Annotated in this window: 14 protein-coding genes; 6 read left to right on the top strand and 8 right to left on the bottom strand. The window is 74.0% G+C overall.

The features are described 5' to 3' along the window. Nucleotides 1-143: 143 nt before the first annotated feature. The 5 genes from RIN80_RS03935 to RIN80_RS03915 form a co-directional block, all read right to left on the bottom strand. A complete protein-coding gene (locus tag RIN80_RS03935) occupies nucleotides 144-968 on the bottom strand; it encodes a DUF5336 domain-containing protein (RefSeq protein ID WP_309094053.1) in 825 nt (274 codons plus the stop codon). Between the two features lie 158 nt (nucleotides 969-1,126). After that, nucleotides 1,127-2,065 (bottom strand): N-acetylmuramoyl-L-alanine amidase, encoded by a 939-nt coding sequence (locus RIN80_RS03930; RefSeq protein WP_309094052.1) that lies wholly within the window; start codon nucleotides 2,063-2,065, stop codon nucleotides 1,127-1,129. Between the two features lie 51 nt (nucleotides 2,066-2,116). Continuing rightward, nucleotides 2,117-2,404, bottom strand: coding sequence for a hypothetical protein (locus RIN80_RS03925; RefSeq protein ID WP_309094051.1), 288 nt, complete (start codon nucleotides 2,402-2,404; stop codon nucleotides 2,117-2,119). A 108-nt stretch (nucleotides 2,405-2,512) separates the two neighbouring features. Continuing rightward, the gene (locus RIN80_RS03920; protein WP_309094050.1) at nucleotides 2,513-3,163 is read right to left on the bottom strand and encodes a class I SAM-dependent methyltransferase; all 651 of its coding nucleotides are present in this window, start codon (nucleotides 3,161-3,163) and stop codon (nucleotides 2,513-2,515) included. 87 nt (nucleotides 3,164-3,250) lie between these two features. Then, entirely contained in the window at nucleotides 3,251-4,990 is a 1,740-nt protein-coding gene (locus tag RIN80_RS03915; protein WP_309094049.1) for an MFS transporter, read from the bottom strand. Between the two features lie 209 nt (nucleotides 4,991-5,199). On the opposite strand from RIN80_RS03915, the gene RIN80_RS03910 reads away from it, so the two are divergent. Next, nucleotides 5,200-6,633, top strand: coding sequence for an MFS transporter (locus tag RIN80_RS03910; protein WP_309094048.1), 1,434 nt, complete (start codon nucleotides 5,200-5,202; stop codon nucleotides 6,631-6,633). 240 nt (nucleotides 6,634-6,873) lie between these two features. Then, nucleotides 6,874-7,629, top strand: a complete 756-nt coding sequence (locus tag RIN80_RS03905) for a class I SAM-dependent methyltransferase (protein WP_309094047.1) — start codon at nucleotides 6,874-6,876, stop codon at nucleotides 7,627-7,629. Between the two features lie 4 nt (nucleotides 7,630-7,633). Here the strand turns inward: RIN80_RS03905 and RIN80_RS03900 are convergent, their stop codons facing one another. Then, entirely contained in the window at nucleotides 7,634-8,866 is a 1,233-nt protein-coding gene (locus tag RIN80_RS03900) for a polysaccharide pyruvyl transferase family protein (protein ID WP_309094046.1), read from the bottom strand. A gap of 317 nt (nucleotides 8,867-9,183) precedes the next feature. Between RIN80_RS03900 and RIN80_RS03895 the strand changes: the two genes are divergently transcribed. Beyond that, complete coding sequence (locus RIN80_RS03895; protein WP_309094045.1) at nucleotides 9,184-10,041, top strand: MaoC/PaaZ C-terminal domain-containing protein; 858 nt, start codon at nucleotides 9,184-9,186, stop codon at nucleotides 10,039-10,041. Nucleotides 10,042-10,124: 83 nt separating this feature from the next. Here RIN80_RS03895 and RIN80_RS03890 read toward each other — a convergent pair whose 3' ends face one another. Both RIN80_RS03890 and RIN80_RS03885 read right to left on the bottom strand, forming a co-directional pair. Then, the gene (locus RIN80_RS03890; RefSeq protein WP_309094044.1) at nucleotides 10,125-10,292 is read right to left on the bottom strand and encodes a hypothetical protein; all 168 of its coding nucleotides are present in this window, start codon (nucleotides 10,290-10,292) and stop codon (nucleotides 10,125-10,127) included. Between the two features lie 96 nt (nucleotides 10,293-10,388). Beyond that, entirely contained in the window at nucleotides 10,389-11,663 is a 1,275-nt protein-coding gene (locus RIN80_RS03885; RefSeq protein WP_309094043.1) for a hypothetical protein, read from the bottom strand. A gap of 235 nt (nucleotides 11,664-11,898) precedes the next feature. Between RIN80_RS03885 and RIN80_RS03880 the strand changes: the two genes are divergently transcribed. From RIN80_RS03880 to RIN80_RS03870, 3 genes are all read left to right on the top strand, one after another. After that, the gene (locus RIN80_RS03880) at nucleotides 11,899-12,762 is read left to right on the top strand and encodes a Nif3-like dinuclear metal center hexameric protein (RefSeq protein WP_309094042.1); all 864 of its coding nucleotides are present in this window, start codon (nucleotides 11,899-11,901) and stop codon (nucleotides 12,760-12,762) included. Beyond that, nucleotides 12,759-13,502 carry a C4-type zinc ribbon domain-containing protein gene (locus RIN80_RS03875; protein WP_309094109.1) on the top strand — a complete coding sequence of 248 codons (744 nt, stop codon included), beginning with the start codon at nucleotides 12,759-12,761 and terminating at the stop codon, nucleotides 13,500-13,502. The genes RIN80_RS03880 and RIN80_RS03875 overlap by 4 nt, the downstream gene beginning before the upstream one ends. A 19-nt stretch (nucleotides 13,503-13,521) precedes the next feature. Next, the coding region (locus RIN80_RS03870; protein WP_309094041.1) for a reverse transcriptase-like protein at nucleotides 13,522-14,668 on the top strand (1,147 nt) is incomplete at its 3' end.

Here is a 14,668-nt window from a genome sequence, read left to right as displayed (position 1 = left end):
CTTGAACCCTGGATGAAACCAGGGGAATCGCTCAGGAGTTCAACTCGGCGAGCACGCGCCGACGGGACGACGACGGTACGGCAACGGCCCCCCGCCCGGAAGGCGAGGGGCCGTGCGAGGGGCCGTGCGAGGGGCCGTGGGGCTCAGCCGCGCTGGATGCCCGACGTGTCCTGCAGGACACCGCGGCGGCCGTCCTGCGTCTGGGCGACCAGGGCCGCGCCGCGCTGCTCGACGGCCAGGTACCAGGTGCCCGGCGCGAGTTCGGCGATGGGCGTCGGGGAGCCGTCCTCCGCGAACAGCGGCCGCGGCACCGGCACCGCGAACCAGAACGGGGAGAAGTCCCCGGCCGGCGGCTGCGGGGCCTGGGCCTGCTGCGGCTGGGGCTGACCGCCGAACGGCTGCCCCGGCTGCGGCTGGCCGTAGCCACCGGGCTGCTGGGCGCCCGGGTAGCCGTAACCACCCTGGGGCTGGCCGCCGTAGGGCTGCGGAGCGGCCGGGCGCGGGGCCGGGACGAGGGAGCCCTTGAGGGCGGGGACCAGAGGGGTGGCGAGGGCGGCGGCGGCCATCAGCAGCGTGGCGACGAGGGCGAGGATCATGCCGATGCCGGGGCTCGGGGCGCCCGAGCCGCCGTTGTCGCCGATGTTGTCGAAGCCGCTCGGCACGTCGAAGATGTTGCCGAGCGCGCTCCACGCGGCGAACACCGTGAAAGCGACGCCGAACGGGACGAGTTCCAGTCCTGCGATCTTCGGGGCCTGCGGCAGGCCCCGGCCGACGACGACGAGCGCGGCGCCGATGATCCCGGCCAGCACGACGCTGAACACGACCGGGCCGCTGCCCCACAGGCTGGGGAGGTCGACGCTGTCGGGGACATTGTCGAACGAGTAGAGGTCGAGGAACGACGCGATCAACAGCAACACCGCTGCTCCGATCACCACGCCGTCGCCCCGAGTGAGGGAGCGGATATTCACTTCAGGTCCTTCGTAGGTCGTCTCGTCGTCGGTAGAGGCGTCGCTGTCACCATGTCGCCGTCCGGACTCGGTGTGAAGCGCAGGGGTGGCCCCTCATCGTAAGGAGGACCCTATCGTCCGCCCGATCAGGGTGTCCGCCGGGATCCGCCGGTCCACACCTACCCGCGCAGGAAACTCACGATTCCCTCAGAGATCCCCTGCGCCGCCTTCTGTCGCCAGGCGCCACTGGTGAGCAACGCCGCGTCCTTGCTATCGCGCATGTTGCCGCACTCGATGAACACCTTGGGAACCGTTGACAGATTGAGACCGCCCAGGTCCTTACGCGTGACGAGACCGCCGCCGTCGCCTGCGTAGTTGGACGGCGCGCTGCCGGTGACGGCCACGAAACGGCCCGCCACGCGCTCGCCGAGGTCGCGGGACGGGGCGACGATCGCCCGGGTGTCCGCGGCGCCCGCCCGGACCGAGCCGGGCAGGATCACATGGAATCCGCGGTTGCCGGCGCCGGAGCCGTCCGCGTGGATCGACACCACCGCGTCGGCCTTCGCCTCGTTGCCGATCCGGGCCCGCTCGTCCACGCACGGGCCGTACGGCCGGTCGCCGTCCTGCGTCAGCTTCACCGCGGCGCCCTGCTTCTCCAGGAGCGCGCGCATGCGGTGCGCCACGTCCAGGGTGAACTCCGCCTCGGTGTAGCCGTCGTTGGTGGAGGTGCCCGTGGTGTCACACTCCTTCCGGTTCGTCCCGATGTCCACCGTGCGGTTGATCTCGCTCGGGTGCCGGAAGTTGCCCGGGTTGTGGCCCGGGTCGATGACGACGACCTTGCCCTTGAGCGGGCCGGAGGCGGCGGGCGCGGAGGCCGTGGGCGTCGGTGACGGCCCCGGCTGCTTGCCGTCCCCGGTGGGTTCGGTGGGCGCGGCGGACGCGGACGTGGACGTGCTCGCCCGGTCCGGACCGCCGGTGTCCCCGGAGCCGCCCACCGTCTCGTAGACCAGCCAGCCGAGCAGCGCCCCCGGCACGAGCGCGGCGAGCGCCACGGTCAGGGGGCCGCGACGGGGGCGGCGGGGCTGGGGGGGTTCGAAGTCCGGGCCTGCGTACGACACGCAGCCACCCTAGCGGCCGTGACGGAGGCGAGCGGGCCGGGCGGGTGCCCGCTACGCGTCGTTCCCGCCGCCGTCCCCGTGCCGTACCGCCTCCTTCACCCGCGCCTCCACCTCCTGGCGCGGCGTCTCCTCCTGTCTCGCGTACGCCGTCACCGCCGCCTGGACGTCGCGGGCGAGATCGCGCCAGGCGCGCCAGGCGGTCTCCCACGTGGTGGTCTGCTGGTCGCTCCACTGGGTCCGGGTGGGCGGACCGTAGGCGTCCTGCAGCTGACGCACGCGGGCGTACGCCTGGTCCGCCGCGCGCTGCTTCTCCACGAGCTCTGCGAAGGTGTGTGCCACGCGGCCGGATCCTTGGGCAGCGCCGCGCGCTCCGCCGACGCGCCACGCCGCCCGTGGGCCGACCGGGCGGCGGCGGACGGGGCGCGGTTCACCCGCCCAGCCGTTCCCTCAGACGCCCGGGCCCGTGCGCCGCAGCACCCGCAGCGAGTCCGTCGCCGAGACCTCCGTGAAGGCGCCCGAGGCGAGGGCCCGGAGGTAGACGCGGTACGGGGCCTGACCGGTGAACTCGTCCTGCGGGTCCGGGAAGACGTCGTGGACGAGGAGCAGCCCGCCCTCGGCGACGTGCGGGGCCCAGCCCTCGTAGTCGGCCGTGGCGTGCTCGTCGGTGTGGCCGCCGTCGATGAAGACCAGGCCGAGCGGTGCGCGCCAGCACGCGGCGATCTGCGGGGACCGCCCCACCAGCGCCACCACGTGCTCCTCCAGGCCCGCCCGGTACAGGGTGCGGCGGAACGTCGGCAGCGTGTCCATCACGCCCAGCTCGGGGTCGACGGTCGCCGGATCGTGGTACTCCCAGCCCGGCTGCTGCTCCTCGCTGCCGCGGTGGTGGTCCACGGTGAGCGCGCTCACCCCGGCCCGCCGGGCCGCGTCGGCCAGCAGGATGGTGGAGCGCCCGCAGTACGTGCCGACCTCCAGCAGCGGCAACCCCAGCCGCCCGGCCTCCACGGCCGCCGCGTACACCGCCAGTCCCTCGGCCACGGGCATGAACCCCTTCGCGGCCTCGAACGCGGCCAGGATCTCGGGCTCGGGGGCCGCGGGCATGGGATTCCTCTCGGTCGTACGACACTGCGGGCGCCCATGCTGCCGTACCCCCTGCCGTGGCACGACGGGGGGTACGGGTGAGCGGGTTCAGGCGGAGACGGTCTCGCCCGGCAGCGACAGGTCCAGGTCGACCGGCCGGTCGTCGCCGGCGTGGGTCGCGGCCGAGGCGAGCGGGCCGTGGCCGGGGGCGCGGGCGGCCACGACGTAGGCGCCCTGCGCGGGGACGGTGAGCGCGTAGCTGCCGTCCTCGGCGGACAGGGTCGCTCCGGCCTGCCGGCCGCCGCGGTCGATCAGGGTGACCCTGGCCCGGGCGACGGGGGAGCCGTCAGCGGCCAGCACCCGGCCCCGGAAGCCGCGCAGCACCCGCTCGGCCCGCTCCAGCGCCGCGTCCTCCTCGCTGCTGGCGCGCAACTGCGGCTTGCCCGGCGGGCGGCGGCCCGGCAGGAACAGCGCCAGCAGCAGGCCCACGGCGACCGCGCCCGTCGCGATCAGGAAGGAGACCCGGAAGCCGTGCATGGTGGGGATCTCGACGCCGCCGACGGTGTCGGCGGTGTTCGCCAGCACCATGCCGATCACGGCGCTCGACACCGAGGTGCCGATGGAACGCATCAGTGTGTTCAGGCCGTTGGCCGCGCCGGTCTCCGACGCCGGGACCGCGCCCACGATCAGTGCCGGCAGGGAGGAGTAGGCGAGGCCGATGCCCGCGCCGAGCAGGACCGAGATGACCAGGCTCTGCCAGGCGGCGCTCATCAGGCCGAGGCCGGCTCCGTAGCCGATCGCGATGATCAGCAGGCCGAGGATCAGGGTCACCTTGGGGCCGTACTTCGCGGACAGCCGGGCGTAGACGGGCGCGGTGAACATCATCGTCAGGCCGAGCGGCGCGACGAGCAGGCCCGCGACGACCATCGACTGGCCGAGGCCGTAGCCGGTGGACGTCGGCAGCTGGAGCAGCTGGGGCAGGACCAGCGAGACGACGTAGAACGAGACGCCGACCATGATCGAGGCGAGGTTGGTGAAGAGCACGGCCGGGCGGGCCGTGGTGCGCAGGTCGACCAGCGGGGCCTTGACGCGCAGTTCCATCACGCCCCACAGCAGGAGCACGACCGCCGACGCCGCGAACAGGCCGAGGGTGGTGCCGGAGGCCCAACCCCAGTCGCTGCCCTTGGTGATGGGCAGCAGGAACAGCACGAGTCCGGCGGACAGGCCGAACGCGCCCGGCAGGTCGAAGGTGCCCCCGGCGCGCATCGGGGACTCCGGCACGACGAGGAGGGTGAGGGCGATGGAGAGCACGCCGAGTCCCGCGGCGCCGTAGAACAGGGCGTGCCAGTCGCTGTGCTGGGCGACCAGCGCGGCGGCGGGCAGGGCGAGGCCGCCGCCGACGCCTATGGAGGAGCTCATCAGGGCCATCGCCGAGCCGAGCCGCTCGCGGGGCAGCATGTCCCGCATCAGGCCGATGCCGAGCGGGATGGCGCCCATCGCGAAGCCCTGGAGCGTCCGGCCGGTGATCATGAGCAGCAGGTCGCTGGTGAGCGCGCTGACGAGCGCGCCCACGACCATCACCGAGAGGCTGAGGATCAGCATGCGGCGCTTGCCGTAGAGGTCGCCGAGGCGGCCCATGATCGGGGTGGCCACGGCACCCGAGAGGAGGGTCGAGGTCAGGACCCACGTGGCGTTGCTGGGGGTGGTGTCCAGCAGTTGCGGCAGGTCCTTGATCACCGGGACGAGCAGGGTCTGCATCACCGCGACAACGATGCCCGCGAAGGCGAGCACCGGGACCACGGCCCCGCTCGCCCGGCCGGCGGGGCGTTCTGCCGTCGTCTGCGTCATTGAGGGGGGCCTCCAGGCCGGGGGGTTGGGTGTGCACGGTTACGTGGAGTGTGAACCTTGTATGCGCGGGCAACTATTCCGTTGCTTTGGCGCTCTAACGAAATTTTGACCTTCTCTTGGGACGGGAGGCCGGATCCGCCGTGGCGCAGGCCGTGCGGACCCGGCCTAGGTCGAAATCCCGATGCCAGGAGCGTGGAGTGGTTGAGAGCATGACACCCATGGTCGAAGCCGCCGAGATGACCCGTACGCCCCGCCGCACCTCGCCCCCCACCTGGCTCGTGCTGGCGCTCACCTGCGCCGGGCAGTTCCTCGTCGTCCTTGACGTCTCCGTCGTCAACGTGGCGCTGCCGTCGATGCGCGGTGGGCTGGGACTCAGCGAACAGGGCCTGCAGTGGGTGGTGAACGCCTACGCGATCGCCTTCGCCGGGTTCATGCTGCTCGGCGGCCGGGCCGGTGACCTCTACGGGCGCAAGCGGATGTTCCTCGTCGGGCTCGGCCTGTTCACGCTGGCCTCGCTGGCCGGCGGACTGGCCCAGGCCGAGTGGCAACTGCTCCTCGCCCGGGCCGTGCAGGGCCTCGGCGCGGCGGTGCTGGCGCCCTCGACGCTGACCATCCTCACCGCCTCCGTGCCCGAGGGCGCGGCCCGGGCCCGGGCCATAGGCACCTGGACGGCGGTCGGCGCCGGCGGCGGCGCGGCCGGCGGCCTGGTCGGCGGGCTGCTGATCGAGACGCTGTCCTGGCGGTGGGTGCTGCTGATCAACGTGCCCGTCGGCGCCGTCGTGCTGTGCGCCGCCGCCTGGTTCCTCACCGAGGGCCGCGCCGGGGACGGGCGGCGCCTGGACCTGCCCGGCGCGCTGTTCGTCACGGCCGGCCTCGGCACCCTCGCCTACGGCATCTCCCAGACGGAGGCGGAGGGCTGGACGGCATCGGCCACGCTGCTGCCGCTGCTCGCCGGACTGGCCCTGATCGGGCTGTTCCTCGCGGTCGAGGCCCGCACCGCCGGCCCGCTGATGCCGCTCGGCCTGCTGCGCCTGCGCTCGGTCTCCTCCGCGAACGTGGCCATGTTCCTGTGCGGCTTCGCGATGTTCTGCATGTGGTTCTTCATGACCCTCTACGCGCAGAACGTCCTCGGCTACACCCCGCTGGAGGCCGGACTCGCCCTGGTCCCGAGTTCCCTCGCCGTCATCCTCGGCTCCAAGCTGGCGCCCCGGCTGATGCGGCCGGTCGGCCCGCGCAACGTGGCGGTGCTCGGCACGCTGGTCGCGGTGGCGGGCTTCGCCTGGCAGTCCACCATGACCCTGGACGGGGCCTACGCGACGGCGATCCTGTTCCCCGGCGTCCTGATGATGCTCGGCGCGGGCCTGGCGGCGACCCCGCTCGCCTCCCTGGCCACGTCCGGCGCGGCCCCCGAGGAGGCCGGACTGGTCTCCGGCCTCGTCAACACGTCCCGCACGATGGGCGGTTCCCTCGGCCTGGCCGTCCTCTCCACGCTGGCGGCCTCCCGCTCGGCCGGAAGCACGACACCGCAGGCCCTGACGGAGGGATACGCGCTCGCCTTCCGGGTGGGTGCCGGGGTGCTGGCGGCCGGCGTGGCACTGATGTGGCTCTGGCTGCCACGGAAGGTGAAGCCGGAGGAGTCCTAGCCCAGGCGGCTCAGCGCGGCCCGAAAAAGCGTCCGCCGCTCGGTCCGGAACGGCCCCGCGGTGGCCCTGGGGGGCGCGCCGCCGTGCCTTTCGCGGCAGGGGCGGTACGGCCCGTCGCACGGGCCCGCCCTGGGTGGGCGACGGGCCGTCAGACGCCTTCCGCTCGGACCGTGAAACCCGGCCTGACCTGGTCTTTCGTCGCAAGTGCGCCTAGGCTCGGCAGTCGCGGAAGGGGGCCGGATGGACCGGAACATACGCACGGTCGACGACGTACTCGCCCTGCTCGACGGGTTGTTCGCACCCGAGGCCGACCGGTGGTCGGAGCGGGGAGCGGGCTGGTGGGACGGCTTCTACGCCGAACGGTCCCGGCCGGTGCCGTTCTTCGCGGCGAAACCGGACGAGAACCTGGTGCGTCACGTGGCGGACGGGCGGGCCGGTGCGGGGCGGGCGCTCGACCTGGGCTGCGGCCCGGGGCGCAACGCGCTCTACCTGGCGGCCCGGGGCTTCGAGGTCGACGCGGTCGACCTCTCCCCGGCGGCCGTCGACTGGGCGAGGGAACGAGCCCGCGAGGCAGGGGCGGAGGGCGTGCGGTTCCACTGCGGGGACGCCTTCGCCCTCGCCGGGACGGAACTCACCGGCCCCTACGACCTCGTCTACGACTCAGGGTGCTTCCACCACCTGCCCCCGCATCGGCGGATCAGCTATCTGGCCCTGCTGGACAGGGTCCTGGCACCCGGTGGCCTGTTCGGCCTGACGTGCTTCGCCGCCGGGGCCGGCGGAATGGGGTCGGAGGTGCCCGACGCGGACTTCTACCGGGAGGGAGCCGGACTGCGGGGCGGACTCGCCTACACGCCCGAGGCGTTGCGCGAGATCTTCTCCGGCCTCAGCGTGCTCGAACTGCGGAGGATGCGCGACGAGCCGGCAGAATCGGACCGCTTCGGCGAGTCCTTCCTGTGGACCGCGCTGTTCCGGCGCGAGCCGGCCCCGGCCCGGTAGCCGGTCAGGCGCTCCGAGGCCGGTGATCCGTGCCGAGCAGGGCGGTCAGGGTCCCGGTGAAGGCCGCCGCCGAGTGGTCGGCGTGCGCGCGGATGCGCGTGGCGACGGCCTCGGCCCCGCCGCCCTCCAGCAGCCGCACGAGCCGGTCCAGGTCCCGTTCGCGCCCCTCCGGCCCCTCCCGGCCCTCCTGGGTGGACAGGTAGAAGTCCGTCGCGTCGTACGCCATGTGGAAGACGTGCTTCTTCACGTCGCTCAGCGTCAGGTAGTCGTCGTGCGTCCTGGGCGTCGGCTCGGGCGCCCCGACGCACACCGCCGGAGTGCCGGCGGCCCAGGCGTTGACCGCCAGGTGGTAGGTGTCCGTGACGACCAGCCGGTAGCGCGGCAGCACCGCGAGCAGGTCGCCGATGGTGTGCTCGCCCGGACGGGCCGGAATGTGGCCGACCGGGGCGGGGACGTCCCGGTCGAACCAGGGCAGCCACTCCAGCGGGACGCCCAGACGGTCGGACAGGGCCTGGCAGTGGGCGGGCAGCCAGTCGGGGACCGGGGTGCGCGCGCCCAGGAACACACCGATGGCACCGCCCCGCGGCACCGACCGGGACCACGGCGTGGTCGGCAGGTGGTCGAGGTCGCCGGGACGGGACAGCAGCGCCGCGTCCGAGCCGAAGTGGTCGGTCGTACGGTCCCCGCGCAGATGCGCGATCTTCGCCGCCGAGAGCGGGTCGCGCACCCAGATCCGGTGGCTGCGCCTGACCAGGCGGGTGAAGAGCGGGCCGTACTCCTTGTCCTCGTAGTCGGACTGGGTGTTGTGCAGGATGGTGCCGCCGTAGCTGAGGGTCCGCGCGAGGAGCTCGTCGGGCTGGTCCGCGAACAGCAGGGTCCGGTTGAGCAGGCCCCGGGCGGCGTCCCGGTCGGCGGCGATGCCGAAGTCGAGCAGGCGGTTCGTCGCGTCCTGCGCGAGATAGTGCCGGGTGTGCAGGAAGTCGCCCCAGAAGACGACCGCGTCGTGGTCGCGGAGCGTGTCGAGGTGCTCCGCCAGGGGGTGGAAGCGGAACGGGAAGTCCGTGCCTCGTGCGCACTCGCGCAGGGGCACGGTCTCCGGTGTGTGCAGGGTGTACCAGGTGGCGTCGATCTCGGGGACCGTCCGCCGCCGCAGGGACTCGAACGCCAAGTCGACGGTCAGCATCCCGGTGTTGCGGTACCCGATGTTCGGCGCGGTGATGACGGCGACGCGTGCCATGTGCTCCGTTTCCCCTGGTGGTCGCGACTGGTCGCGGTCGGCCGCCCAGCCGTTGCCGGCGCCGTCGAGGTGCGGCGCGGCCCCTCGGTCAACGTACACGCCGGCCCGGCGACACCCGCGACCGGTCCGGCAGTGCCCGGATGTGACACGACGTCAGGAGCCTTCACGACCGTGGGAGGCTCGGCTATACAGAGGGCCGGGGGACTGGAACGCGTTTCAGTCTGGCCCCCCGGACGGCCTCGGCGCGGCCGACGGTGCGGACGGCCGTGCCGAGGTCTTTCCCACGGTGGTCTCTTCCCACGGCGATCAGGAGCCCCATGCCCATCGACGCAGCCAAGGCGCTCGGCGCCGAACCCCGGACCGGCGAACTCTCCTGGGACCACAAGGACGTGCAGCTCTACCACCTCGGCATCGGCGCCGGCATCCCCGCCACCGACCCCGACGAGCTGCGCTACACCCTGGAGTCCCGGCTGCACGTCCTGCCGAGCTTCGCCACCGTCGCGGGCGGCGGAAAACCCGGGGTGACCGACGGACTGTCCATGCCCGGCGTCGACGTCGACCTCGCCCGCGTTCTGCACGGCGGGCAGAGTCTGCGGATCCACCGCCCCATCCCGGCCCGGGGCCGCGCGACCGCCACCGGCCGGATCGCCGCCGTGTACGACAAGGGCAAGGCGGCCGTCCTCGTCATGCGGACCGAAGTGGCCGACGGTGACGTCCCGTTGTGGACCAGCGACGCCCAGATCTACGTCCGGGGAGAGGGCGGCTGGGGTGGTGACCGGGGATCGTCCACCCGGCTCGATCCGCCCGCCGGCGAGCCGGACCGGGTCGTCGAGCGGCACGTCCGCGAGGACCAGGCCCTGCTCTACCGCCTCTCCGGTGACTGGAACCCGCTGCACGCCGACCCCGGTTTCGCCGAGCGCGCCGGGTTCGACCGGCCCATCCTGCACGGGTTGTGCACCTACGGCATGACGCTCAAGGCGGTCGTGGACACGCTGCTCGACGGGGACGTGACGCGGGTGCGGTCGTATGCCACCCGGTTCGCCGGGGTCGTGTACCCGGGGGAGACGCTGCGGATCCGCATGTGGCGCCCCGACGGCCGGGTCCGGGTCGCCGTGAGCGCCGTCGAGAGGGACGACACGCCCGTCCTCGCCGACACCGTCGTCGAACACAGCTGAGTCCAGTACGCCGTCGGACGAGGAACCGCCCCTCCCGCCGGGTGGCGGGAGGGGCGGATCGCAGTGTGGTGACTGACGTACCGTCAGGCCGCGGTCACGGTTTGCCCGGTCTCCGCCACCGGCTTGCGGTGGCGTCCGCGCGGGGCCGTCTCGCTGTCGTGCGGGGAGACCTGGCCACGGTGCCGGCCGTGGCCGGTGGAGGTCTCCTGGACGTCGGCAGTGTGCGGCTGGTTCTTGCTGGCGTCGCTCATCGGAAGGATTCACCCCGTCAACATGATCTTTTTTACAGCCGGGTGAGTCTAACCGGCGCCCCACGCCCCGGATCCAGGCGGGCGCGCCAACCGGCACTAGTTCGTTACAAGGCGCCCCAACGGCGCCTCCTGGAGGGGCACCGGCCGTGCGGCCGAGGGCGCCGGAGGCGGTCCGGGCCGTTCCGGAACCGGGGCCGCCGGCTCGGGGTCGGGGAGTGGGGCTGCCGTCTGCGGCCCGGTGGGGTACGGGGGTGCGATGCCGTTGTCCGGGTTCGGGTGTGGTGACGCGGTGCCGGGCGCCGGTCCGGCTGGGGACGGCGCGGGGCCGGGGTCCGGCAGGGCGGGTGCGGGCGGGCGCACCCGTGCCACCCCGCACGGCACCGCCTCCGTCGCGTACGGCAGCCGCAGCACCCCGTCCGCCGTCCACAGCCCCGTCCCCGCCAACCACCCCGCGGGCGCGGGCAGATGGTGCACCCGCCGCTCGGCCGGCCGCCACACGCCGACCCAGCTGCCGCGCGGCCCGTCGACGCGCAGTGCCACCGCGCAGCTCTCCGGCGTCAGCACCTGCCCCGGCTGGATCGCGAACGGCGTCACGGAGCAGTCCCGCAGCCGCAGGCACTCCGGGAACCGCACCGGCAGCGTGCTGCCCAGCACGCCCCAGCCGAGCCGTTCCTGCCCCGGCGAGGGCGCGTCGGAGCGGACGATCAGCAGGCCGCTGTCGTGATCGGCGAGCAGCAGCCGGTCGTCGCTGTCCGCGGCGATCTGCAGCAGCGGTGACACCTCGCCGCCGCGCTCCAGGTCCACCACGACCGCCTTGGTGCGCCCGCCCGTCTCCCGGTCCAGGGCCAGCAGCCGCCCCGCGCGGTCCAGCCAGACCCCGCCCGAGCCGCGGCCGGGCAGCTCCGCCACCCGCTCGGGCCCGTAGGCGCCGCCCGCCACCAGCCACACGGACGTCGAGCGCGGGCCGACCGCGAGGGCGTACGCCTTCTCCCCGCCGGGCGCGGGCGGCAGCAGCCGCAGCCGGGCCCTGCCGTCCGGGCACTGGACCGCGCCCAGCGGCAGCTCGCCGGTGCCGGGACCGGTCGGGTAGAGCAGTGAGAAGGCGTGCCGCCCGGCCACCCGGCGGTGGATGAGGACCCGCCCGTCGCCCATCGGCTGCACCTCGGTGCCCGGCTCCTCCGGCTGGTTGCGGGGCAGGGGCACGGCGTAGGGCTCGGGGCCGTCGAGGGTCCAGCGCTCGGGGAACCAGGCGTCACCGGCCGACGCGAGGCGCGCGCCGTAGGCGCCGTCCGCGCTGAGCGTGCAGCCGGCCGGCGCGGCACCGTCCCCGTCCTCGTGTCCCGGCGAAGGCTCGATCGCACAGGCAGTCATCGTTCGGTCACCTCCGGTGACGAACGTAGTTTTCGCACGAACGGGCGGGGAATTCCCTGGGGCCGTACTTCACACATAAGGGTGTTCCAGGAACGATTCGCCTGAGGGAAAAGGGCCGTTTGTGCTGAGCCGGGCGAGCGCGGGCCGGCAGGGGCGGTGGCGGTGGCGGTGGGGGTGGCGGTGACGGTGACGGTGGCGGTTCAACGCCACAGATCAGGCGGGTAGCCTTGCACCCGTGCCCCGTCTGTCTGAAGTCATCGCCGCGCTGGAGAGCCTGTGGCCCGCCGAGCGGGCCGAGTCCTGGGACGCGGTCGGCACCGTCGCGGGCGACCCGGACCAGGAGGTCACGCGCGTCCTGTTCGCCGTCGACCCGGTCCAGGAGATCGTCGACGAGGCGGTGAAGCTGGGTGCCGACCTGCTCGTCACCCACCACCCGCTGTACCTGCGCGGCACCACGACGGTCGCGGCGACGCACTTCAAGGGCCGCGTCGTCCACACGCTCATCAAGAACGACATCGCGCTGCACGTCGCCCACACCAACGCCGACTCCGCCGACCCGGGTGTCTCCGACGCCCTCGCGGGCGCCCTGGGCCTGAGGGTCACCGGGCCGCTCGTGCCGGACCCGACCGACCCCGAGGGCCGCCGGGGCCTGGGCCGTGTCTGCGCGCTGGACCATCCGCTGACCGTCCGCGAGCTGGCCGCCCGCGCCGCCGAGCGGCTGCCCGCCACCGCGCAGGGCATCCGCGTCGCCGGCGACCCCGAGGCGCTGGTGCGGACCGTCGCCGTCAGCGGGGGCTCCGGCGACAGTCTCTTCGACCAGGTGCGCGCGGCCGGCGTCGACGCCTTCCTCACCGCGGACCTGCGCCACCACCCGGCGGCCGAGTTTCTGGCGGATCGCGCCCACAGCCCTCTCGCGCTGCTCGACGCGGCGCACTGGGCCACCGAGTGGCCCTGGTGCGAGCTGGCCGCGAGCCAGCTCGACGAAATCTCCGACCGCAACGGATGGGACCTGCGGGTCCACGTCTCCAAGACGGTCACCGACCCCTGGACCGCCCACGCGGCCTCGACCACTTCTGACCCCCTGGGAGCCCCGAACTGAACGCCGCGCCCGCCGACCAGATCCGCCTCCTCGACCTCCAGGACCTCGACGTCCGCCTCCAGCAGCTGGCCCACCGGCGGAGGTCGCTGCCCGAGCACGCCGAGATCGAGACGCTGACCAAGGACCACACCCAGCTGCGCGACCTGCTCGTCGCCGCGCAGACCGAGGAGAGCGACACCGCCCGCGAGCAGACCAAGGCCGAGCAGGACGTGGACCAGGTGCGCCAGCGCGCCACCCGCGACCAGCAGCGCCTGGACTCCGGCGCCGTCACCTCCCCCAAGGACCTGGAGAACCTCCAGCGCGAGATCGCCTCGCTCGCCAAGCGGCAGGGCGATCTGGAGGACGTGGTGCTGGAGGTCATGGAGCGCCGGGAGTCCGCGCAGGAGCGGGTCGCCGAGCTGACCGAGCGGGTCTCCTCCGTCCAGGCGAGGATCGACGACGCGACCGCCCGGCGCGACGCGGCGTTCGAGGTGATCGACGCCGAGGTGGCCACGGTCACCAAGGAGCGCGAGGTCATCGCCGGGTCCATCCCCGCCGACCTGCTGAAGCTCTACGACAAGCTGCGCGGGCAGCAGGGCGGCGTCGGCGCGGCGAAGCTGTACGCGCGCAGCTGCCAGGGCTGCCGCCAGGAGCTGGCCATCACCGAGCTGAACGAGATCCGCACGGCGGCGCCCGACACGGTGATCCGCTGCGAGAACTGCCGCCGGATCCTGGTGCGCACGTCCGAGTCCGGTCTCTAGTCCCCAGGGAGCCGTTGCGGTGCGGGAGTTCATCGTCGAGGCGGACGGCGGGTCACGGGGCAACCCGGGGGCCGCGGGCTACGGGGCCGTGGTGAGCGACGCGGCGACGGGGGAGACGCTGCGGGAGGCCGCCGAGTACATCGGCGTCGCCACGAACAACGTCGCCGAGTACCGCGGCCTGCTGGCCGGCCTGCGCGCCGCCCACGCCCTGGACCCGGACGCCGCGGTCCACGTCCGGATGGACTCCAAGCTCGTCATCGAGCAGATGTCGGGCCGCTGGAAGATCAAGCACCCCGCCATGAAGCCCCTGGCGGCGGACGCGGCCCGGATCTTCCCGCCGGGGCGCGTGACGTACGAGTGGATCCCGCGCGAGAAGAACAAACACGCGGACCGGCTGGCCAACGAGGCGATGGACGCGGGGGCCAGGGGCGAGCAGTGGTCGGAGTCGACCTCGACGGCCGAGCTGGACAGGGCCGCGCGAGCGACGGTTCAGCCGGAGTCGCCCGGCGACGCGGCGGCGGGCGCGGCCCGGGTACGCGACGCCCTGGCGGCGGGGCGCACGCCCACCGCATCGCCCGGCCCGGGGCCGGGCACCGCGCCGCTTTCCACCCGTGGGGCGACGGGCGCGACGAGCGCGACGAGCGCGCCGGGCGGGGCGGACGCGGGGGCCGGCGGCCATGGGCCCGCCGTTCCCCCGGCGGGTGCTGCCGCCGATGGGCGTGCCGCGCGGGCCGTGGCTGAGGGCGACACCGGCAGGGCGGCCACCGGCGCCCGCGCCGCGGAGGCCGGATCTCCCGCCGGCAGCCGCGTCACGGAGACGGGCGAGCCCGACGCGAAGGCCGACGCCGGTGGCGGTGTGGCGCGGGCCGGGGCTGCCGCTGGGGAGGCTGAGGCCGGTACCGGTGTGGCGCGGGTGGGGGTCTCCGCGGAGGAGACTGGCGTAGACAGCCGTGTCGCGCGGGCCGGGGGCTCCGTCGGGGAGGCTGAGGCCGGTACCCGTGTGGGACGGACCGGAGCCTCCGCCGGGGACACCGACGCAGGCACCCGCGTTCCACGGGCCGGGGTCTTCGCCGAGGGGTCTGGTGCGGGCAGCCGCGTTCCACGGGCCGGGGTCTTCGCCGAGGGGTCTGGCGCGGGCAGCCGCGTCGCGATGGTGAGGCCCTCCG

This window comes from Streptomyces sp., from assembly GCF_031181705.1.
In the GTDB taxonomy this organism is placed as follows: domain Bacteria; phylum Actinomycetota; class Actinomycetes; order Streptomycetales; family Streptomycetaceae; genus Streptomyces.
This window is presented reverse-complemented; position numbering and strand designations above follow the sequence as displayed.